19 protein-coding genes are annotated in these 20,335 nt (G+C 63.2%); 11 read left to right on the top strand and 8 right to left on the bottom strand.

The genetic code is table 11. From position 1 onward, the window contains the following. Nucleotides 1–57: 57 nt before the first annotated feature. The 4 genes from OUZ49_RS18560 to OUZ49_RS18545 are packed head-to-tail and all read left to right on the top strand — an operon-like array spanning nt 58 to nt 3,665. On the top strand, nt 58–690 hold the full coding sequence (locus tag OUZ49_RS18560; RefSeq protein ID WP_266152091.1) for a ParA family protein: 633 nt from the start codon (nt 58–60) through the stop codon (nt 688–690). A 44-nt stretch (nt 691–734) separates the two neighbouring features. Then, nucleotides 735–1,208 (top strand): SixA phosphatase family protein, encoded by a 474-nt coding sequence (locus OUZ49_RS18555; RefSeq protein ID WP_266152090.1) that lies wholly within the window; start codon nt 735–737, stop codon nt 1,206–1,208. 8 nt (nt 1,209–1,216) lie between these two features. Further along, the gene (locus tag OUZ49_RS18550) at nt 1,217–1,771 is read left to right on the top strand and encodes a YceI family protein (protein ID WP_266152089.1); all 555 of its coding nucleotides are present in this window, start codon (nt 1,217–1,219) and stop codon (nt 1,769–1,771) included. Nucleotides 1,772–1,793: 22 nt separating this feature from the next. Next, entirely contained in the window at nt 1,794–3,665 is a 1,872-nt protein-coding gene (locus OUZ49_RS18545; RefSeq protein ID WP_266152088.1) for a phospholipase D-like domain-containing protein, read from the top strand. Nucleotides 3,666–3,704: 39 nt separating this feature from the next. On the opposite strand, the gene OUZ49_RS18540 is transcribed toward OUZ49_RS18545, so the two are convergent. Together OUZ49_RS18540 and OUZ49_RS18535 are read right to left on the bottom strand one after the other, a co-directional pair. Then, nucleotides 3,705–4,235 (bottom strand): energy transducer TonB family protein, encoded by a 531-nt coding sequence (locus OUZ49_RS18540; RefSeq protein WP_266152087.1) that lies wholly within the window; start codon nt 4,233–4,235, stop codon nt 3,705–3,707. Between the two features lie 25 nt (nt 4,236–4,260). Then, nucleotides 4,261–5,544: an acetyl-CoA C-acetyltransferase gene (locus OUZ49_RS18535; protein WP_266152086.1), complete on the bottom strand. Its 1,284-nt coding sequence runs from the start codon at nt 5,542–5,544 to the stop codon at nt 4,261–4,263. A 118-nt stretch (nt 5,545–5,662) separates the two neighbouring features. On the opposite strand from OUZ49_RS18535, the gene OUZ49_RS18530 reads away from it, so the two are divergent. Together OUZ49_RS18530 and OUZ49_RS18525 are read left to right on the top strand one after the other, a co-directional pair. Continuing rightward, nucleotides 5,663–6,799 carry a hypothetical protein gene (locus tag OUZ49_RS18530; protein ID WP_266152085.1) on the top strand — a complete coding sequence of 379 codons (1,137 nt, stop codon included), beginning with the start codon at nt 5,663–5,665 and terminating at the stop codon, nt 6,797–6,799. A 136-nt stretch (nt 6,800–6,935) separates the two neighbouring features. Continuing rightward, nucleotides 6,936–9,401: a sensor domain-containing protein gene (locus OUZ49_RS18525; protein WP_266152084.1), complete on the top strand. Its 2,466-nt coding sequence runs from the start codon at nt 6,936–6,938 to the stop codon at nt 9,399–9,401. Between the two features lie 5 nt (nt 9,402–9,406). Here the strand turns inward: OUZ49_RS18525 and OUZ49_RS18520 are convergent, their stop codons facing one another. From OUZ49_RS18520 to OUZ49_RS18505, 4 genes are all read right to left on the bottom strand, one after another. After that, a complete protein-coding gene (locus tag OUZ49_RS18520; RefSeq protein ID WP_266152083.1) occupies nt 9,407–9,868 on the bottom strand; it encodes a GNAT family N-acetyltransferase in 462 nt (153 codons plus the stop codon). Between the two features lie 9 nt (nt 9,869–9,877). Further along, nucleotides 9,878–11,281, bottom strand: coding sequence for a nitrogen regulation protein NR(I) (gene ntrC, locus OUZ49_RS18515; protein WP_323134946.1), 1,404 nt, complete (start codon nt 11,279–11,281; stop codon nt 9,878–9,880). Then, entirely contained in the window at nt 11,268–12,278 is a 1,011-nt protein-coding gene (locus tag OUZ49_RS18510) for a two-component system sensor histidine kinase NtrB (RefSeq protein WP_266152081.1), read from the bottom strand. Before OUZ49_RS18510 ends, ntrC begins: the two co-directional genes overlap by 14 nt. A 473-nt stretch (nt 12,279–12,751) precedes the next feature. Then, nucleotides 12,752–13,246: a DUF695 domain-containing protein gene (locus OUZ49_RS18505; protein WP_266152080.1), complete on the bottom strand. Its 495-nt coding sequence runs from the start codon at nt 13,244–13,246 to the stop codon at nt 12,752–12,754. 145 nt (nt 13,247–13,391) lie between these two features. Between OUZ49_RS18505 and OUZ49_RS18500 the strand changes: the two genes are divergently transcribed. The 3 genes from OUZ49_RS18500 to OUZ49_RS18490 all read left to right on the top strand — a co-directional run bounded on the left by OUZ49_RS18500 (nt 13,392) and on the right by OUZ49_RS18490 (nt 17,879). Then, a complete protein-coding gene (locus tag OUZ49_RS18500; protein ID WP_266152079.1) occupies nt 13,392–14,423 on the top strand; it encodes an IS110 family RNA-guided transposase in 1,032 nt (343 codons plus the stop codon). 723 nt (nt 14,424–15,146) lie between these two features. Further along, nucleotides 15,147–17,339: a TIR domain-containing protein gene (locus OUZ49_RS18495; RefSeq protein WP_266152078.1), complete on the top strand. Its 2,193-nt coding sequence runs from the start codon at nt 15,147–15,149 to the stop codon at nt 17,337–17,339. A 195-nt stretch (nt 17,340–17,534) separates the two neighbouring features. Beyond that, complete coding sequence (locus OUZ49_RS18490) at nt 17,535–17,879, top strand: hypothetical protein (RefSeq protein ID WP_266152077.1); 345 nt, start codon at nt 17,535–17,537, stop codon at nt 17,877–17,879. A gap of 319 nt (nt 17,880–18,198) precedes the next feature. Here the strand turns inward: OUZ49_RS18490 and OUZ49_RS18485 are convergent, their stop codons facing one another. Then, nucleotides 18,199–18,534, bottom strand: a complete 336-nt coding sequence (locus OUZ49_RS18485) for a ribonuclease E inhibitor RraB (RefSeq protein WP_266152076.1) — start codon at nt 18,532–18,534, stop codon at nt 18,199–18,201. Nucleotides 18,535–18,746: 212 nt separating this feature from the next. Between OUZ49_RS18485 and OUZ49_RS18480 the strand changes: the two genes are divergently transcribed. Beyond that, a complete protein-coding gene (locus tag OUZ49_RS18480) occupies nt 18,747–19,022 on the top strand; it encodes a DUF6429 family protein (RefSeq protein ID WP_266152075.1) in 276 nt (91 codons plus the stop codon). A gap of 35 nt (nt 19,023–19,057) precedes the next feature. Here the strand turns inward: OUZ49_RS18480 and OUZ49_RS18475 are convergent, their stop codons facing one another. Then, nucleotides 19,058–19,498 carry a tyrosine-type recombinase/integrase gene (locus OUZ49_RS18475; RefSeq protein WP_266152123.1) on the bottom strand — a complete coding sequence of 147 codons (441 nt, stop codon included), beginning with the start codon at nt 19,496–19,498 and terminating at the stop codon, nt 19,058–19,060. Here OUZ49_RS18475 and OUZ49_RS18470 point away from each other — a divergent pair. Beyond that, nucleotides 19,388–20,203, top strand: a complete 816-nt coding sequence (locus OUZ49_RS18470; RefSeq protein WP_266152124.1) for a hypothetical protein — start codon at nt 19,388–19,390, stop codon at nt 20,201–20,203. The two genes, OUZ49_RS18475 and OUZ49_RS18470, sit on opposite strands and share 111 nt — an antisense overlap. The last annotated feature ends 132 nt before the right edge of the window (nt 20,204–20,335 follow it).

Genomic DNA, 20,335 nt, shown 5'->3' with positions numbered 1-20,335 from the left:
CTCGCCGCCCCGCCCTTCGTGTAGGCTGGACCCCAGCTTGGACACAGAGGCAGCATCATGCTGACGGTACTGGTAGCAAGCAGCAAAGGCGGTTGTGGCAAGAGCACGCTGGTGACCCAGCTGGCTTCCCATTGGGCGCAGGATGGCAAGCACACCGCCATCGTCGACGCCGACCGACAGCAGTCCGGCTTCCGCTGGGCCGCGCAGCGCCCGGACAACGTGCCGGGCGTACTGGCGCTGGAGGGCGGTCGCCGATCCCTCGAGAAACTTCCTTCCGATACCCAGCGCGTGCTGATCGACACGCCAGCCGGCTCGCAGGAGCGGGACCTCGAACCCTATCTCGAAAAGGCCGACGTGCTGTTGGTGCCGGTGTTGCCGTCAACGTTCGACCTGCATGCCACGTTCGATTTCCTGGAGCACTTGCGGGAGATCAATCGCATCAAGCGCGGCAAGCTGCCGGTCGGCCTGGTCGGCAACCGCCTGAAGCCGTGGACGCACGCCAGCCAGGACGCCATGCAGCAACTGGCCGAGCAATCGCCATTCCCGATCGTGGCGCAGCTGCGCGACAGTCAGGCCTATGTGTTGCTCACTGCGCTCGGTAAAGGCATCTTTGATTACGCTTCGGAAAACGTCCGGAGTCACCAGGAGGATTGGAAGCACCTCCTGCGCTGGATCAAACGCCAGCACTGAATGGCAGCCCCGCGCCACTGCCGTACGATCTTGGAGTCAAAGCCATGCACGAACTGATCCTGTTGCGCCACGCCGAAGCCCAGCCTGCCCAAAACGGCGGGGACGATCAAAGCCGGCGCCTCAGCGGGCGCGGCGAGCAGGAAGCGCGGGCTGCCGGCAAATGGCTGGCCTCCCACGGCGTGAAGCCGGACCGGGTGCTTTGCTCACCGTCCGAACGCACCCGCGACACGGCCACGCTGGCCCTGGCCGCGATGAAGCATGCACCGGAACCCCAGTTCACTGACGACATCTACGACGCCACGCCCGGCGAGCTGCTTGCCCTGCTCGACCAACACGGCGATGCCAGCACCGTCATGTTGATCGGCCACAACCCTGGCATCGAACGCCTGGTCGCCCTGCTGGTCGAGGGTCGGTCGGACGAATTCCGCGGCATGCCACCCGCGGGCCTGGCCGTGCTGCACCTCAGCGGCGCACTGGAACCAGGTAACGCTCGACTGGATGCTTTCTGGTCGCCGTGATTCCGCGCTTGCTCGCTTTTTTTGCCGTTGTCCTGCTGGCCGCCCCGCCAGTAACTGCCGCTGATTACCGCATTGATCCTGCCCGCTCGCACGCCGCCTTCGGCGTGCGCCTGCTGTGGCTGACTCAAGTCACCGGCCGCTTCGAACAGATCAACGGCGATGTGACCTTGAGCAGCCTGCACGATACCGCCGTGGTCGATGCGCAAATCGCCGTCGACAGCATCCAGATGAGTTCGGATCGATTCCGCCGCTGGGTGCTGGCGCCGGAATTCTTCGATGTGGCGCACTATCCTGCGATCCACTTCGTGTCGGACCCGATCTCGCTGGCCATGCTGGAAAAGGGTGGCGAGCTGGGCGGCACGTTGACGTTGCGTGGGATCACGCGCCCGGCGCATTTCGAACTGCTGCCATCGACCTGCCCGCTAAGCGCACCGCAAGAATGCGTCATCTCCGTGCGTGGAACGATCCAACGCAGCGACTTCGGCATGAATGGGCATCGCACGGCGGTATCGGATCGTGTGGACCTGGGCATGCTGATCAGCCTGGATTACGCCAAGAGATAACAGCAGCCCGTATCATCCCGGCATGATTCAGCGCGGGATCGCCCTTTCCACCTTGCTTGTCGCGATCCTGATCCTGTCGGGATGCAGCGTGTCGCCTACGCGCATCCACCGCGCCGAGGACATAGTTGCCGCCGACATGCAGCACCAGCGGGACTGCGACCGCGCCGATCACTGCGCCATCGATTCCCCGCTGCTCGACGCCGCGCACGCTGCGCTGGCCAGTTCCACCGACGCGGAACCGGTCCACGTGGTCACCTTGCTCAACGACAGCGAGGCGGCGATGGTGGCGCGGCTCAACCTGATCCGCGCGGCGACGCAGTCGATCGACGTGCAGACCTATATCTGGGATCAGGACGATGCCGGCCAGCTGGTGCTCAATGAATTGCTGAAAGCCGCACGGCGCGGCGTGAAGGTCCGCATCCTGGCCGACCAGCTGTTTTCCTTCGGCGACCCGGCCCTGCTCGATCGCCTCGCCAGTGCACACGAGAACCTCGAAGTCCGCCTGTACAACCCTACCTTCCAGGAGGCGCAGACTTCGGTGGCGGAGTTCACCGCCGGCATCGTCTGTTGTTTCCGGAAATTCAACCAGCGCATGCACAACAAGCTGTTGCTGGTGGACAACGCCATCGGCATCACTGGCGGGCGCAACTACCAGGATCGCTACTTCGACTGGGATGCCGATTTCGACTACGTCGATCGCGACGTGATGGTCGGCGGTCCGGCCGCCCGGGCGATGGCAGCGAGCTTCGAAACGTTCTGGACGCACAAGCGCTCGACGCCACTGACCCACTTGCGCGACGTCAACCGGCGCATTCTCGATGGCGACGGCGCGCAGCCCTGGCCGACCCCGCATTACGCGCATCCGCAGCGCGTGGCCCGCGTGATGGAGGAAGCCGAAGATGGCGAGTGGCTGGACGACGCCTTGGTCAGCGAGACCCTGCGCACTGGCCGCGTCGACTATTTCAGCGATCTTCCCGCCAAGACCGAACAGCCACAGCAACACGACGCACGCGAGTTCACGGCGCATGTAATGCGGCTGCTTGGCGGCGCCCAGCGTGAAGTGGTGATGCAGACGCCTTACCTGGTGCTGAGCCAACGCGCGCAGGACATCTTCGCGAAACTGCACCAGCGCGAGACCCCGCCGCGCATCGTAGTGTCGACCAATTCGCTGGCCTCGACGGATGCGTTTGCCGTGTATGCCATTTCCTATAAGCACCGCAAGCGCTATCTCAAGGACTACGGTTTCGAGATCTACGAAATGAAGCCGCGCGCGGCCGGTCCGGCCGAAGACAATGCCGAGGCCAGCGAGGACGATGCACCGCCACCGGCCGAACAAGGCGCGCAAGGCCAGGCGGCGCGACGTCGCATCGGTACGGAACGCGGCCTGCTAGGCAGTCATAGCCAGGCCCGGCGAAATCGCCCGGCACCGCTGACCGGCGAAGGGCGACGCTTCGGCCTGCATGCCAAGTCCATCGTGGTGGACGACGACTTCGCCATGGTCGGCTCGCACAACTTCGACCCGCGCTCGGACCACTACAACACCGAAGCCGGCGTGATCGTCTACGACGCGCGCTTTGCCAATGAGTTGCGCGACAGCATCCTGCGCGACACCCAACCGGAAAACGCATGGGTCGTCGCGCGTCGCCAGCAAAGCAGCCTGAGCCTGGCGATCGGCGACATCTCCGCCAGCCTGCCCATCTTCGATCTGTGGCCCTACCGCTACGCCACCAGCTACGAACTCAAGGCCGGCTGCACGCCGATGCGCCCAAGCGACCCTGCCTTCTTCAGCTGCTATACGCCGGTGGGCGACTTCCCCGACGTCGCGACCTCGCCCAAGCTGATCTATACGCGATTGATCACCGCATTCGGATCGAGTGCGATGGGCGTGCTGTAGATGGGCGTGTCGTAGACAACCGACTTTGCCCGGCGAACCTCAGGGGAGTCGCGCGACCGGGCCCGCCGCGTCGTCGAAGCGCATCACCAGGGAGCCGTTGAGCCCATCGGGATGGCCAGCCGGCACCGCAAAACGCCAGGCCAGCACGGTGCGCACGGCGCGCTCATCCAGCGCGGCGCGACCACTGGATTCGGCAATCGATGCGCGCTTGACCCGGCCGCTGCCATCGACCGTGAGATGCAGGACCACGCGACCACTGGCTGCGTCTGCCGTGCCCAACCAGGCGGCGGAAGGTGCAGGCATGTCGATGGGGGTCAAGGCCGGCAACGGCGTCGGGTGAACGGGCTTGGCTGCCGGCTTGTGCGGCTTGGCCGCTGCCACGATACGCCGGGCCTCGTGCGTGGGACGCACATGCCGCGGCGGCAGCGCCCGCGTGCGGGCGACATGCGAGGGTCGACGGACGCTGGGGCCGGGCCAGCGATCGGTCAGGCTGCTCAGCCATGCCGTGCCGACCACCCCGACGACCAGCACCAGGAGACTCAGGCTGGCGGTAGTGCGAAGTTTCAACACGGCAAAGGGGTCGGAGCGGGTCCGCTCAGCGTTCCAGGATGGCGGTAACGCCCATGCCGCCGGCGGTACAGATGGAAATCAGGCCGCGGCCCGAACCCTTCTGTTCCAGCAACTTGGCCAGCGTGGCGACCACGCGCGCGCCGGTGGCGGCAAAGGGATGGCCCGCGGCAAGGCTGGAACCATGCACATTGAGCTTGGCCGGATCGATCGAGCCCAGCGGCTGCTCGAGACCGAGGCGCTGTTTGCAGTAATCGGCGCTTTCCCACGCGCGCAGCGTGCACAGCACCTGGGCCGCAAATGCTTCGTGGATTTCGTAGTAATCGAAATCCTGCAGGCTCAGTCCATGGCGCGCGAGCATGCGCGGCACGGCCACCGTGGGCGCCATCAACAGGCCCTCACCGTGGACAAAATCGACCGCCGCCACTTCGGCGTCGCGGAAATAGGCCTGGATCGAGAGTCCACGCTTGGCCGCCCAGTCATCGCTGGCCAGCAACACCACCGCCGCGCCATCGGACAGGCCGGTGGAATTGCCCGCCGTGAGCGTGCCGTGACCCGAGGTCTTGTCGAACGCCGGTTTCAGCGAGCCCAGTTTTTCCAGGCTGGAATCCGGACGCAGGAAGCCGTCGCGCTTGAGTCCGCGGAACGGCACCACCAGGCCGTCGAAGAAACCCGCCTCGTAAGCGGCCGCCAGTTTCTGGTGGCTTTCCAGCGCCAGCTGGTCCTGCGCCTGGCGGGCGATATGCCATTCCTTGGCCATCTTCTCGCAGTGATCGCCCATCGACATGCCCGTGCGCGGCTCGGCCACGCCGGGGAAGGCCGGCTTGAATTCCCTGAACGAGAAACCCTGGGTAGCGGCGCGCAGCTTGTCCTGCCAGGACTTGCCGCGGTTGACCGCCAGCAGGCGCTTGCGCAGGCGTTCGCCGAGCACGATCGGCACATCGCTGGTGGTGTCCGAACCGCCGGCAATACCCGCCTCGATCTGCCCCGTGGCGATCTTGTTGGCAATGATGATGGCGTTGTCCAGCGAGGTGCCGCAGGCACGCGCCGTGGTGATGCCCGGCGTGGTCGGGGCCAGCCCCGAGGAAAGCACTGCTTCGCGGGCCAGGTTCCACTCGGACGAGTGCTTGATCACCGCGCCCATGGCCACTTCGCCAAGCTCCACGCCGTGCAGGCCAAAGCGTTCTACCAGCGACCCAAGCACCTTGACCGACATGCCGAAATTGCCGACATCGGCGTAGGCGGTGTTATTGCGGCAGAACGGGATGCGTACGCCGCCGATCACACCGACGCGCTTGAGCGTGTTTTCCATGGCCAGAACTTGTCCGAAAAAGCCGAGTCATCAAGGCTAACCCGCCCTGCCACAGCACGGAAGCCCAAAAACCGGCAAATGCTAGAATTTGGTTCTTTGCCGTTCGGATTTGCCTGCCGTGGAAGCACAAACACTCGTCGCCCTGCCCATCGTGCTGGCGCTGGAGCTGACCCCCGGCGATACGCCGCCACGCCGCAGCTTGAGCCGCGATGAGGCGGCCGAACTGGCCGCGCTGATGGCCGAAGACCTGCATGCGCTGGTGCCCCGGATCGGCGAGGCCCGCCTCGCCGTGGCCGGGGCGCTGTTCGACGCCGTGGAGCTGCTGCGCCCGGGCTTCCCGGTCTGGGCCACGCTGGACGAGCTGGCCCGTCGCGTACCGCGCGGTCACCTGGAGAACGTGGTGGCCTTCGGCACCCATGAAGGCCACATGCCGGCACAGCCGCTGGAACCCGAGGCGGCCTTTGCCGATGGCCCCATGCGCCTGCTGCCCATCACCTTGCTGGCCCCCGAGTCGCTGGCCGAAGAGCTGTCGGAGAAGCTCGAGGTCGAGCTGGTCGGCCGCGGCGAGGCCGGCCAGCGTACGGCCGACTGGCTGATGCGGACGCTCGGCGTGCAGCTGGAGCATGCCCGCTATCTGAGCCGCAATGACCTGCTGGCGCTGACTTGCGTGCAATACGAGCACGTCAACCTCGCGCCGCTGTGGACCTTGCTGGAAGCTGCCCTGCTGACGCCGTATCGCGAAGAGTCCGCCCTGAGCGCCCGCGGCCTGCGCATGCGTTACGTCGACGGCCGCGTCGAGGTGCAGTCGCCGGCGGACTGGTTGCGCAGCCAGCACACCGAACTCAGCCAGCGCGGGCATGAGCTTGCCGGCATCGTGTTCGAGCTGCGCCAGTACGCCGCCCTGCTGGACGCCCATCGCCTGCCGCTGGTGCTGCCAGGTACCGATGCGGCGGCACCGACCGCGGGTTATCTGCTTGAGACGTTTGCCGCAGCCGACACCGTTTACGACGCACCGGCGCTCTACGCCCACGAAGCGCCGGGCCTGGGCGTGATCGCGGTGACCCTGGCGCAACGCGGCGATGGCGGCCGAGCACGCGTGCTGGCCCATGGTTATCCGTTGCATCCGCGCGCCCTGGGTCCGCTGGTGGCGGACCTGTCCGACCGTTACGGCATCGCCTCGGATCTGCACGCGCTTGGTCGCATCCTGCTTGATACGGAAGGCCAGCTCGGCGCGCCAGTGGAAAGCTTGCACTGAGCTTGCCCTGCATGGGAACGCGAGCCAGGTCACAAACACCCCCTGACCTGGCTTGGCTGACACCTGCACAGCGGGCCACAGTTGTCGCATGATGCGCGCTGAAGGCGCAGTGGCAGCGCCCGCGGCGACGACTGGCATGCGGCAGACTGATCGCGAGTTCGTACCAGCCGGTGGCGCGACCCAATGGGCCGCGCACGTGGTGCAAGGTGCGCCCGCGCTCATTACCTATATCGATGCCCAGCGGCGCTTCCGTTTCGTCAATGCCACCCACCAGCAGTGGCTGAACGCCGATCCCGCGCAAATGGTCGGGCGCACGGTGGACGAGGTGCTCGATCCCTGGAGCATGCAGCGCGCCGGTTCCTGCCTGACCCAGGCGCTCGCTGGTCAGGCGTCGGTTTACGAAGGCGAGCTGTTCAGCGGTGCTGCGCGCTGCTACGTGCACGGCAATTTTCAGCCTGACCTGGACGAGGACGGCCAGGTGCGTGGCGTGTTCACGGTATTCATCGACATCACCGAGCGCCACGCGCTGGAAACCCAGCTGCGCGAGAGCGAGCAGCGCTTCTTTGGTGCCTTTCAGCACGCCTCGATCGGCATGGCACTGGTTGCACCCGGTGGGCACCTGCTGCGCGTGAACGACGCCCTGTGCCAGATGCTTGGTTACAGCGAAGACGAACTGCTGTCCAAGACGATCATCGACATCACCCATACCGACGACCTGGCGGCGAGTCGTTTGCTGGCCGGCGAACTGCTGGAGGGCAAGCGCGAGAACTACCAGCTGGAAAAGCGCTACTTCCATCGTGACGGCCACACCGTGCACGTGCAGCTGAGTGTCTCGCTGGTGCGCACCTGGGACGGTTCGCCGTATCACGTGGTGGCGCAGATCCAGGACATCAGCCAGCGCAAGGCCTACGAGGAAGCGCTGTTTCGCGAGCGCGAGCTGGCTGAAGTCACGCTGCGCTCGATCGGCGATGCCGTCATCACCACCGACCTGCAGCATCGGGTGACCTCGCTCAATCCGATCGCCGAGGCGATGACCGGTTGGACCCATGCCGAAGCGATCGGGAAACCGATGAGCGAGGTGTTCAAGCTGATCGACAGCCGCACGCGCGAAACGCTGCATAACCCGTTGCTGGACGCGATTGCGCGCGATGCCATCGTCGAGCTGAAGGATGGCGCGGTGCTGCTGCATCGCAATGGCTTCGAGACGCCGATCGAAGACTCGGCCGCATCGATCCATGACCATGCCGGCAGCGTGATCGGCGGCGTGCTGGTCTTCCACGACGTGAGCGAAACGCGCGCGCTGGCGTTGAAGATGGCCCACCTTGCCCAGCACGACACGCTCACCGGATTGCCCAACCGCAGCCTGCTGCAGTCGCGACTGGAACAGGTGCTGGCCGCGGCGAAGCGACGTAACGACCAGGCGGCGCTGCTGCATATCGACATCGACCACTTCAAGCAGATCAACGACACGCTTGGCCATACCGCGGGCGATACCTTGCTGCGCGCGTTCGCCGCCCACCTGCGCAACAGCCTGCGCAATGAAGACACCGTCAGCCGCGTGGGCGGCGATGAATTCGTGGTGCTGCTGTCGCACGTGGATGGGCGCATCGGGGCAAGCCAGCTGTGCGAGAAGCTGATGCGCGAGTGGCAGGCTTCCAATGCCGGCAAGCTGGCCGAGCTGACGCTTAATTTCAGCGTCGGCATCAGTGTGTTTCCGGACGATGCGCATGACGCCGAGTCCATGCTGCGCAACGCCGACGTGGCCATGTACGAAGTGAAGATGCAGGGCGGCAACAGCTACCGCTTCTTCACGCCGTCCATGAGCGAGCGTCCCGCAGCCCGCCTGCGCATCGAGCAGGAGCTGCGCAAGGCGCTGCGCCACGGCGACTTTCGCCTGCACTACCAACCGAAGGTCGATGCGCACAGCGGCGCCATTGTGGGCGCCGAGGCCTTGCTTCGCTGGCAGGTCGATGGACACGAGGTCTACGCGCCCGACGAGTTCATCCCGGTGGCCGAGGAAACCGGCCTGATCGTGCCCCTGGGCGAATGGGTGATGCGCGAGGCCTGCCGCCAGGCCGGCGAATGGCATCGCCAAGGCCGACCCATCGTGGTGGCGATGAACGTGTCCGCGCCGCAGTTCCAGCATCCGGACTTTCATGCCGTGCTGCAGGCGTCGCTGAAGGACGCCAAGGTGCCGCCTTCACTGATCGAGCTGGAGCTGACCGAGCGCATGGTGATGTCGGCCGGCGACCAGAGCCGCGGCCTGATGCAGCGGATCAAGGATGTCGGCGTGAGCCTCGCGCTTGATGACTTCGGCACCGGCTATTGCAGCTTGTCGTACCTGAAGTACTTCCCCATCGACGCCCTGAAGATCGATCGCACCTTCGTGCGCGATATCGCGACGGACGCCGACAACGCCGCCATCACCGACGCGATCATTGCCATGGCGCGTGGACTGGGCAAGACCGTGGTGGCCGAAGGCGTCGAGACACACGAGCAGGCCGATCACCTGCGCCGTGCCGGCTGCTCACTGCTGCAGGGTTATCTGTTCGGCTCGGCACAAACGGCCGAGGATTTCGGACGGGACCTGCTGCCGGCTTGAGGTCATCACGATGCGGCTGGGAATTCCGCTTCGTACATGAAGTAATGGCAACGATCCATGCCGAGCCCTGCATACGTGCGCTGCGCGCGCGCGTTTTCCGTTTCCACGTAGAGACGCAAGCCCACAGCCCGGGCCTCGCGCGCCCGTTGCTCGACGTTTGCATAAAGGCTGCGGAACACGCCCGCGCGTCGCGCGGCCGCCGCCACGTACACGCTCTGGATCCACCAGAAATCGCCCGCGCGCCAATCGCTCCATTCATAGGTGACGAGCAGGCAGCCGGAGGGCGTGCCGTCGTGCTCGGCAACCAGGTAGAAACCTCGCCGCGGTTCATCGAACACGGCGGTCACGCCGCGTTCGAGGACCACGGGATCAAGCGCCTTTTGCTCGGTTTCCCAGGCCATGGCGGCGTTCCACTGCACCAGGTAGGGAATATCGGTTCGTTCGGCAGGCCGAATGGTGACGGTCATGCAGTGCACTCAGGGTTTGGTGGGGCGTCGCTTGCGCGAGGCGCCCAGTTTGCGGGTCAGGGTATTGCGGCCTACGCCAAGCGCAGCAGCCGCGTGTTGACGATGGCCATCGTGCGCCGCCAGCGCGGCCTGCAACAGCGTCTGGTCGAGCGCTTCGCGGGCGCGCGTGTGGATGTCCAGCTCGCCTTCGGCAATCGCCTGGGTCGCCCATTCGCGCAGCGCATCGGTCCAGCCACCAGCCGCCGGCACGGCGGCGGACGAGCCGAGATCGGCGGGCAGGATTTCCGTTCCCGCGGCGATCACCGCCAGACGGCGGCACAGGTTCTCCAGCTCGCGCACATTGCCGGGGAAATCCCGTTGCGCAATCGCCTTGAGCGCAGCCTTGGAAAAGCGCTTGGGTGGCAGCCTCAGTTCCTGCGCCGCCGCGGCGAGGAAGTGCTGCGCGAGCAGGGGAATATCGGTGCGGCGCTCACGCAGCGGAGGCAATTCGATGCGCACCACGTCGAGGCGATGCTTGAGGTCGGGTCGAAACTGGCCGGCGGCGACGCGACCATCCAGGTCCTGGTGCGTGGCGGCGACGATGCGCACATTGCCGCGCATCAATTCGCGCCCACCCACGCGGTAGAACTCACCGCCCGCCAGCACGCGCAGCAGTCGCGTCTGCAAGGCCAGCGGCATGTCGCCGATCTCATCGAGAAACAGCGTGCCGCCCTCGGCCTGCTCGAAACGGCCCGCGTGGCGTCGCGTGGCGCCGGTGAAGGCACCCGCTTCGTGGCCAAACAACTCGCTTTCCAGCAATTCGCTGGGGATGGCGGCGGTGTTGAGCGCCACGAAGGGCTTGCCGCGGCGCGCACTTTCCTCGTGCAGCGCGCGCGCCACCAGTTCCTTGCCGGTGCCGGTCTCGCCGGTAATCAGCACGTTGAGATCGCTGGCCGCGACACGACCGATCAAGCGAAACACCTCGCGCATCGCCGCACTCTCGCCAAGCAGCGCATGCGCGGGCACCACGTCGACCACCGGTGCTGCGGCGGTCGCCGGGACATCCGCCAGGGCGCGCTGCACGGCCGCGACCGCCTGATCGAGGTCGAAAGGTTTGGCCAGATAGTCCACCGCGCCGGCACGATACGCAGCAGCCGTGGTGGCGACGTCGGTGTAGGCACTCATCACGATCACCGGCCCCACGCCCTGCGCCTTCAACGCGGAGAGCAAGGCCAGTCCACCTTCGCCGGGCATGCGCACGTCGGTCAACAGCAACGCTGGACGCGCTTCGCGTAATGCAGCGCGCACCTCCTCGCCACTGCTGAATTCGCGCACGAGTAGACCTGCATCACGCAACGCTTCAGCCAGCACATAGCGCACGCCGCGGTCGTCGTCGGCGATCCATATCTCAGGGTGGGACTCAGTCATGTGCATGGCCCATCGGCAGATACAGGGAAAACACCGTCTCACCCACACGGCTCACGTAGCGCAGCTCGCCACCGTGCTCGCGCGCGATCTCGCGTGCCAGCGCAAGGCCCAGACCGCTGCCGTCGGCGCGGCCCGATACCAGGGGTTCGAACAAGGTGTCGCGCAAGCTCGGGGGCACGCCCGGGCCGTCGTCGATCACGTCCACCCGCAGCGACATGCGCGCCATGCGCTCGCCCAGGCGCACGGCAGGCTCTGCGCGCGTGCGGAACACGATGGTCTGTGCGCCCGCTTCGATGGCGTTGCGCACGAGATTGAGCAGCAGCTGCAGCAGACGATCGGCGTCGCCATAAACGTCAGGCAGGCTGGGATCGTAGTCGTGCCGCAGCGCGGGTGCGGACGGCTCGGCCAGCAACAGATCGCCCAGTCGTTCCAGTCGCTCATGGATATTCACGGGCCCCAATTGCGCGGGAGCACCGTGCCGCAACAAGCGGTTCGCCAGGGCGGCCAGCCGGTCGGCCTCGGCGATCACCAGGCCTGCGAGCGAACGCAGGTCTTCGTCGTCCACCCGCCGATGCAACAATTGCGCAGCGCCGCGCAAGCCCGCCAAGGGGTTCTTCACTTCATGCGCAAAGCCTCGCAGGGTGGCCGACAGCGGCGCATCCGACGATGCCGGTGGCGCCAGCGCATGCACTTCGAGCAGCAGTTCGCCGCTGGACAGCGGCTGCATCGAGACGTCCATGCGCCCCGCGTCACCGCGCATCGAAGGCACCTCGATGCCACGCAATTGCAGCGGCGAAGGCTCGAGCAGGGCGCGCTCAGCCAGCGCCATCCATTCCGGCCGATGCAGCAGCACAGCCAGCGACTGCCCCACCGCGCTGCGCGGCCCAATCGCCAGCAACTCGGCCAGCGCCGGATTGACCCACAGCAGGCGCAGCTGCGCATCCGCCAAGGCGACTCCCGTCGCCAGCGGCTCGGCCCAACTACGCGAGGTCGGATCGTTCATTGCACCATCATGGACAATGCGCCGTCATGGTGCAACGCCCAGGCTGGATTGAAGCGCGTTGAGCGCCCCTTTTTTGTTCCCAGGCCCATAGTTTGTGCTGGTTGTACAAACTTTGGCGTTTGGACCTTGAACTAACTATGCCTTTTGAATTCTTGCGCGAGTGAGTTGTAAATCAGTGTGTTACCGACCCTTCCCGACATGCGTTTTGAGCCCAAAACGTGCCACAAGGCCCTCCGGGAAGCCTGGAAATACGTTCCAGGGGGTCTATACGCCTGGGCCGTCGGCCCACTCGCGGTCTTTTTGGGCGACTTTGCCCAGCCTAATGGGCGAATACCTGCGCCAGATTGTCTACGCGTGCGTTTCCGACTGCGTTGCCGGTCTTGTACTGGCAGACCTTCGCCTGAGCTATTGGCGATGTCGGCTATGGGTCGAAAGCGGACATATCGGCGGCTAGTTGATGCAGTCCATCCGTCTCAGTGATCTTGCAGATACTCAGCCGCATATCGCTTGATGAAGGACCAATTCGGATCTCTAAAGGTAGCAACCTCGATCTCACTTCCGGCAAACCTGGCCGCAAGTACCTTCTTGAACCCGTCTACATCTGCCTGCTCTGCGATGTAAATGTAGAAGTGCCGCTTGCCATTGAATGTCTCCACCAGAACACACTGGCCTTCCTCACGATTCTCAAAGTATTCAACGACGAAGTTGTCGAGCGATTCCAGGCTCGCGTTATATGCCGCTTCCGGCAGTCCGTTCGCCGTGACTTTAGAAAGTGTGAGACTTGCCGTCATGCGGATGGGAAACACCGCTTTGGATCTGTCGTAATCCAGATCGACGGGATATCTGGTGAAAAGTGGAAGACCCTCATACGTGTGCTGGGTCACCGTCCAATGGAGTTCCGACGCAAAGCACGCGGCGCAGAACGCCCATGCCGCTAGCAAGGCAAACACTAAAAAGGAGTTTTTCAACCTATTTCTTACTTGCATCATTCGAGACCTTTTCCCACGTCCGCTTTGGGTCGAAAGCAATGGGATGGACTCCTCCCCACCCACGGCATCTAAGAGTGCCAGACTGGAGTTGCGAACAACCAGTCACAGTGAGGAGGAGTCCGCCATGAAGCTTACGCGCATTGGGGTCGACATCGCCAAACAGGTGTTCCAGCTGCATGGCACGGACCGACTCGAGCGGACGGTATGGCGCCGCCGCCTATCCCGGGACCGCTGGGTGCAGGCACTTCGCGATGTAGCCGAGCCGGGCTGTGAGATCGGCATGGAGGCGTGCGGTGGCGCCCACCATTGGGCGCGCCAACTGCAAGCGCTGGGTTACCGCGTGAAGCTGATCGCGCCGCAGTTCGTGAAGCCCTATGTGAAGAGCAACAAGAACGACGCCAACGACGCCGAAGCCATCTGCGAAGCTATGAGTCGCCCCGGCATGCGCTTCGTCACCGTGAAGTCGATCCGGCAGCAGGATGTCCAGGCGCTGCATCGCGTGCGCGCCAGCCTGATGGAACAACGGACGGCCAAAGGCAATCAGATCCGTGGCCTTGTCGCCGAGTATGGCCTGGTCGCGCCGAGGGAGTTGTCGTCGCTTCGCCGTGCGATGCCCTGTTGGCTGGAAGACGCCGACAATGGGTTGAGCGCGCGCTTCCGGCAACTCCTTGAGGGCCTATGGCGCGACCTCCGCGGCGTGGATGATCGTATCCTCGAACTTGATCACGCGATCGCCGACCTGGCGCAAGCCGATCCGGATGCGCGTCGTCTCCAGCAGTTGCGCGGCGTCGGCCCCCTGGTCGCCACGGCGCTGATCGCGGCGGTAGGTGACGCCAAGCAATTCGCCAATGGTCGGCAGATGGCCGCGTCGCTGGGGCTCACGCCGCGGCAGCACAGTTCGGGTGGCAAGGATCGACTGCTGGGCATCAGCAAACGCGGCGATGCCTATGTCCGCTGTTTGCTCGTGCACGGCGCCCGCTCAGCCTTGCGAACGGCACCCGCCAAAGACGATCGACTTAGTCAGTGGGTCGTGCGACTCGCTCAACGAGCCCACCCCAACGTCGCCTCGGTGGCGTTGGCCAACAAAACCGCCCGCCTGGCGTGGGCACTGCTTCACCACCAATGCGAGTACCAACCGGCTCTCGCGGCTGCCTGAAGAGACGATCACACACAACCTAACCACGATTGCTAAGCCCACCGCACGATGGCGAACCGGTCGAACCGGCGCCGGCAGAACCCTGTTAGGTCTGGGTGCTTAAAAGCACGAGGAAGCAATTGGGAGCCGGTGCGCGACTAGCCCATCATGGCCCAGCACCGCAAAGCGGTGCGGTAGTTAGAGGCCGGATATACGTGTGCAGTCGACACGGACGCTAGAGCACGAGGGGCTTTGCAACGGGGAGGAGTCCATATACAGACCTTAGAGCTTGATCAGATTCTAGGCCGACCACCATAGGGCTAGCAGCACCACTCCAGCGCGCGCGATCACAACGTGCGCTCCGCCAAGGTCATGGCCGAACGGGTACCGGCCATCCAGTCCGCGACGCCATTAACCGACGATCCAGCCGTGGTCACCACTCACCGGCCACTGACGCTCGCGCTGGGGCTGCTCTGGCATCACCCCGGTGACCGAGCGCAACGGCAAGAAGTGCTGGGTGCAGCGGCGTTGCCAGTGCCTGTGAGCCCCCACGCGAGCGCCCCATTTGGCCGCCGTCATTTAATAGCCATGACATGTAGTTTGGCGAACGGGTCGCATTTTACGTGATACGCTATTCGGCCTTAGGGGCGATTGGACTTCCAATCGGCAGCGCTTGATCTTCGGTGCGGTATAGGGACTTCCCTGCAAGGGAATGCGTGACCTCGTGCGGGAGTGCGGTTCGTCATGACGCAGGCCTCCGTGGAGCCGGCTTTCCGGTATCGCGCGTTCATCAGTTACAGCCACCAGGACAAAGCCTGGGCGGACTGGTTGCACAAGGCGCTGGAAACCTATGCGATCCCGAAACGCCTGGTCGGCCAGACCACAGCGGCGGGCGTCATTCCCAAACGCCTCGCCCCGGTATTTCGCGACCGGGATGAACTGGCAAGCGCCAACGATCTGGGCCGCAAGGTCAACGAAGCGCTTGGGGAATCCGAAAGCCTAATCGTGATCTGCTCGCCTCGCTCGGCCGCCTCGCGCTGGGTCAACGAGGAAGTACTGGCCTTCAAGCGACTCGGCCGCAGCGAGCGCATTTTCTGCCTGATTGTCGATGGCGAACCCAACGCGAGCGAATGGCCTGGCCGAGAAAACGAGGAGTGTTTTGTGCCTGCGCTACGTTTCCGGCTGGGTGCCGACGACGCGTTGAGCCAAGAGCACACCGAGCCGATTGCCGCCGATGCGCGAGCGGGAAAGGACGAAAAGACCAACGCCAAGCTGAAGCTGATCGCCGGCATGCTGGATGTTGGTTTCGATGCGTTGAAGCGGCGCGAACTGCAGCGTCGCCATCGTCGCTTAACGGCCATCACGGCGACCGCAGTCGCCATCATGCTGATCACTACCTTGCTCGCCATAGATGCCGTCGTGGCACGCCGTGCCGCAGAGCGCCGCCAAAAGCAGGCGGAGGACCTGGTCGGATTCATGCTCGGCGATCTCTACTACAAACTGGAGCAGACCCAACGTCTCGACATCATGGAATCGGTCGATGACAAGGCCATGGCTTATTTCGAGTCCCTGCCCAGCACTGACGTCACCGATGAGTCACTTGGACACCGCGCCCGAGCGATGGAGAAGATCGGTACGGTTCGCCAGGACCAGGGGCATTTGGCGGCAGCGATGACGTCGTTCCGAGCGGCGGCAAAACTCTCCGGGACACTCGCCGATGCCGCGCCAAAGGATACGCCACGGCAGGTCGCCTACTCGGAAATATGGGCTTACATCGGAATGAATGACTGGTTTCAGGGCAAGCTCGATGAAGCACAGCAGAGTTTCGAATTTGCCGAAAGCATCCTTGGGCGCGTTCCATCGCATGCAGCAAGCGACCCGGAACTGATCTTTCAATGGGCCAACATCGATAACGACCTCGGCCACGTGCTGGAGGCCCGGGGTAGTCTCGATCGAGCCGAAGCCCAGTATCGCAAAATGCTCGCGCACTGCAGGACGTTGGTTGCAGGCAAGGCGGTCAAGAGTGATTGGACTGAGCACTTAGGCGAGGCGCACAACAATCTCGGAAAGGTCGCACTGCTGAGTGGCGACCTGACTACGTCCATCGCCGAATACGCCGCGGACGATGCCACCGAGACCCGGCTTAGCGCACAGGACCCGAAGGACAATGATCAACGCGAGAACATGGCGCGAGTACGCGCCATCCTCGGCCGAACGCGCGCCTTGACCGGCGATATCCAGGTGGGAATCACGAACTTACAGCAGGCGATTGATATCGCCACAGAATTGACCAAGAGTGATCCAAACCAGACCAGTGCCTGGGAAAAGGTCGCACTGTATTCCTCCCAACTCGCTCGCCTGCAGCGGCTCACCGGCAATCTGCTGGCGGCTAACGAACTGACAGCACGGTCTCTGAAGATTTTCGGGGAACTCACACGGAAAGATCCCAGCAACACAAGCTGGCAGCAGGAATACGCTGAGGCACAAACCGAGGAAGCGGCCCAGTCATTTGCGGCTGGAAATGGCGATGCGGCGAACGCGCAGGCCCGGGCAGCCCTAAATGCTCTGGAGCTCTTGTATTCCAAACAACCCGATGATCGATCCACCCTGTTAGCCGTCGTGACCGCCAAGCTGCAAGTCGCGGGAGTCGTGGCCGAGCCCGACGGCGCGCAACGACTACGCAACGAGGCCTTGATGGAAGCGCAGTCTGCACGAAGCGGGCAGCGCGATCCGCGCCTTTTGGCGCTGCAAGTCGACGCGATGCTGGGGCTAGGCAAAAAAGCGGAAACTCAACCCCTGATCAAAGTGCTATGGGAGTGTGGCTATCGCGACCGGGCGCTCCTCGCGTTGTTGCAACGCGAGCATATTGATTTCCCGCCCAACCCGGCCTTTCAGCAGCGCTTACAGGCATCGCTGAGTGCGAACGACCAACATTAGTACGTATCGCCAAGCAGGCAAAGGACAGAGTCGACTCGTTCGTCTTCGCTAACTACGCCGCGCATTATCGATGCAATGAGATGAATGGACGTATGCACAACAGAGTTCAATTTGGTGCGCCCAATCAGGGGATTCGAAGCAGCGTGTTCTTCCAACCCCGTGCCGACAAAAGGCACAAAACCAAGGAATAGCGCAATGACCAAGCAAATCCAAGTGCTGTGCGACCCCACTGGCGATCCGCAGGTAGTCGTGTCCGCCAAACATCAAGGGGTCGACCGCGGAAACGATACCATTGAGTGGATTCCGTTTGAGAAGGAGAAGTTCACGTTCTTCTCAATCACATTCGATCCACCTCCAGGCACGAACCCCTTTTCCCCCCCAACTTACGACCCCGATAAGCCGAAGGTTACCGTGACTGACAACAATCAAGCTCCCGGCGATTACCCCTACACGGTTGTCGTGGTTATGAATGGAATTCAATACAATACGAACGCTCGCATTATCGGTGGGGGCAGTTCCCCGTCGATAAAGAACAACTGACTTTCGCAAGAGAACAGATGGGACCCTGGAAATTCAGTCCAGCCCAATGGCGCGAGCCGCGCGGCATGCGCGGCTCGCGTGCTGGAAAACTTCGCAAGCTCACTTCGATTCCTTCCGCTTTTTAGGGTTCACGTCCCGTATAGCGAACGTCTCATGGATACGCCCATGGAGATGAGCAGCCTCTGTGGAATCCCTGTCGATCCAAAGCTTGAACTGGTCGGACAGATGCGGCGCACGCCTCTCCTTGCCAGTCAGGATCAAGAATGTCGGCTTCGGGTCGAAAGCGGACGGTCCAAGCACCGATATGCCCTTCGTCATTCTAGCTTTCGCATCCCCATGCGATGAACCGGCCCCCGAAGGCGTCGGCCTCACTCACCAGCAAGTCTTCGTAGCTGGAAATGTTCTCGTGCGAGGGGACCATGTACGGATGAGCTTGCACTAGCCAGAACAATTCGCCCTGATCTCCACCCTCTGCGAAAGAGACCTTCTGCTCGTGCTTCAGGAGCATAACCGCGAACTTCAGCGCGGAATCTTCCGTTGGAAAAATGACTGTGAAGGCGATCTCGCGCGGCACCGATAGGTCGTCCCCGTCTGCATCCATCTGTCGCAGCATGGCGCCATTCTCGTCGTCCGGGAAGATCGCTTGATTAGTCATTTGCAAGCTCCTTGGTCCTCGGTGCTACGTGCCAAGGTCGTGGCCACGCCTTGGGACGCAGTTTGACCTCGTGAAGGTCCGCCCCGAGACACGACTGGCTATTTGACCAATGTCCGCGAGAATCGATTACAGACTCAGTAGCAGGTCAGGCCCTCCTGGCCTTTGCCTTGGGCGTACTCTATTGAATACCCCTTGGCCCGCGGGAGGCCACCATGGATCTCGATGCGACAAAAATCGATGACGCGGCTCTGGCCGTGCTGTACCTCACGCTACACGATACCCGCAAGGTGTGGAAAGCCATCGACTGGGAGGTGACGGATCGACTCTTTGCCAAAGGGCTTATTCTGGACCCGGTCAACAAGAGGAAGCGGATCACCCTGACAGACGAGGGTCTCCAGGCCGCGGAAGCAGCGTCCGAGCGACTGTTCTCTGTACGACCTGATGCCGCAGATAATTCGGACCCTGGTCGAACAGACGGATTCGCCTAGCGTGATGGGACTGTCGGCTCCCGCTCGGCGCCAGATCAGACTTCCGTTTCCTCCGATAGCGCCAGGGCATCCTCCACCTCGATGCCCAGATAGCGGACGGTACTCTCAAGCTTGGTGTGGCCCAATAAGAGCTGGATGGCCCGCAGGTTGTGGGTCCGGCGGTAGATCAGGGTAGGCTTCGTTCGCCTCATGGAGTGCGTTCCGTAGTCCGATGGCTCGAGTCCTGCACTCGCCACCCAGCGCTTTAAGATCCGGGCGTATTGGCGAGTAGACAGGTGAGTCTCGGGCCGCTGCCGGCTTGGGAATAGGTAGTCCTCTCGAGTCAATGACCTTCGGTTGATCCAATCCATGATGGCTCGCCGGGTTTGCTCAGTGAGCTCGAACTGGACCGTTTTGCCCGTCTTCCGCTGGATAATCTGGGCCCTGGTGCCGAGGCCACCTTCCCTGGCCAAGTCGCAAACCCTCAGGGCGACCAGGTCGCAGCCCCGAAGCTTGCTATCGATCGCCAGATTGAACAGGGCCAAGTCCCGGACGCGCCGCTGCAACTGAAGGCGGACCCTTATCCCAAAGATGTCCCGGAGCTTCAGGGGAAGCTTCTGACCAATGACCCTTCCGCGGTTCCATGGGATCAGTGGGCGGCCATTGGGCTGCATGGACATGGCGATACTCCCCGACGGTTTGGAGAGTTGCCATACTGCGGACCGGGGAATCTAGAGAACGTCTGCTTCCGACCCGTAGCGGACCTAACGAGCGACGATGGATTGGTCGAATTATTAAGACGCACAGGTTCGAACGATAGAGGGACTATGTCGAATCCCATTCGATTTAGAGTTCGACCGGTTTATCACGGCAGCGAACTCCTGATTGAGCTACTGGACGACCCTCGGAAAGATGGCTTTCCGAGGGTGGCAGAGATTTTGCGCGATGCACTAGGTGCAACCATCGGGCCTCCCCCCGACAACCTAAACGACCCACGGTTTGCATTGGCTGCGTTGGCGCAGGACCGCTATTTCACCTACTGGAGCTATCCGGGCGGCAATTACGAGATCGACGACGACATTTGGGGGCTCTTTGTGTTCGCGAAAGACAACAACAAGGTCGTGATTGCTGATCTCGAGCGCGTGTTGCTTGCCACTGGGCAATTCGTGAAAGAATCGGTGGACTTCGAGCAGTTTAAATAAGGTCCGCTACCGACCCGGAACGGACCTTAAGTTTTCAGGGGGAGAGGGTTCTATGCGACTTGGGCATATCGGGGCCGTGGCTGGGGCTTTGGTGCTTGCGACAACGGCTGCTTGGGCGACGCACGATGTGCG

It is taken from the genome of Dyella halodurans (assembly GCF_026283925.1).
In the GTDB taxonomy this organism is placed as follows: domain Bacteria; phylum Pseudomonadota; class Gammaproteobacteria; order Xanthomonadales; family Rhodanobacteraceae; genus Dyella; species Dyella halodurans.
This window is presented reverse-complemented; position numbering and strand designations above follow the sequence as displayed.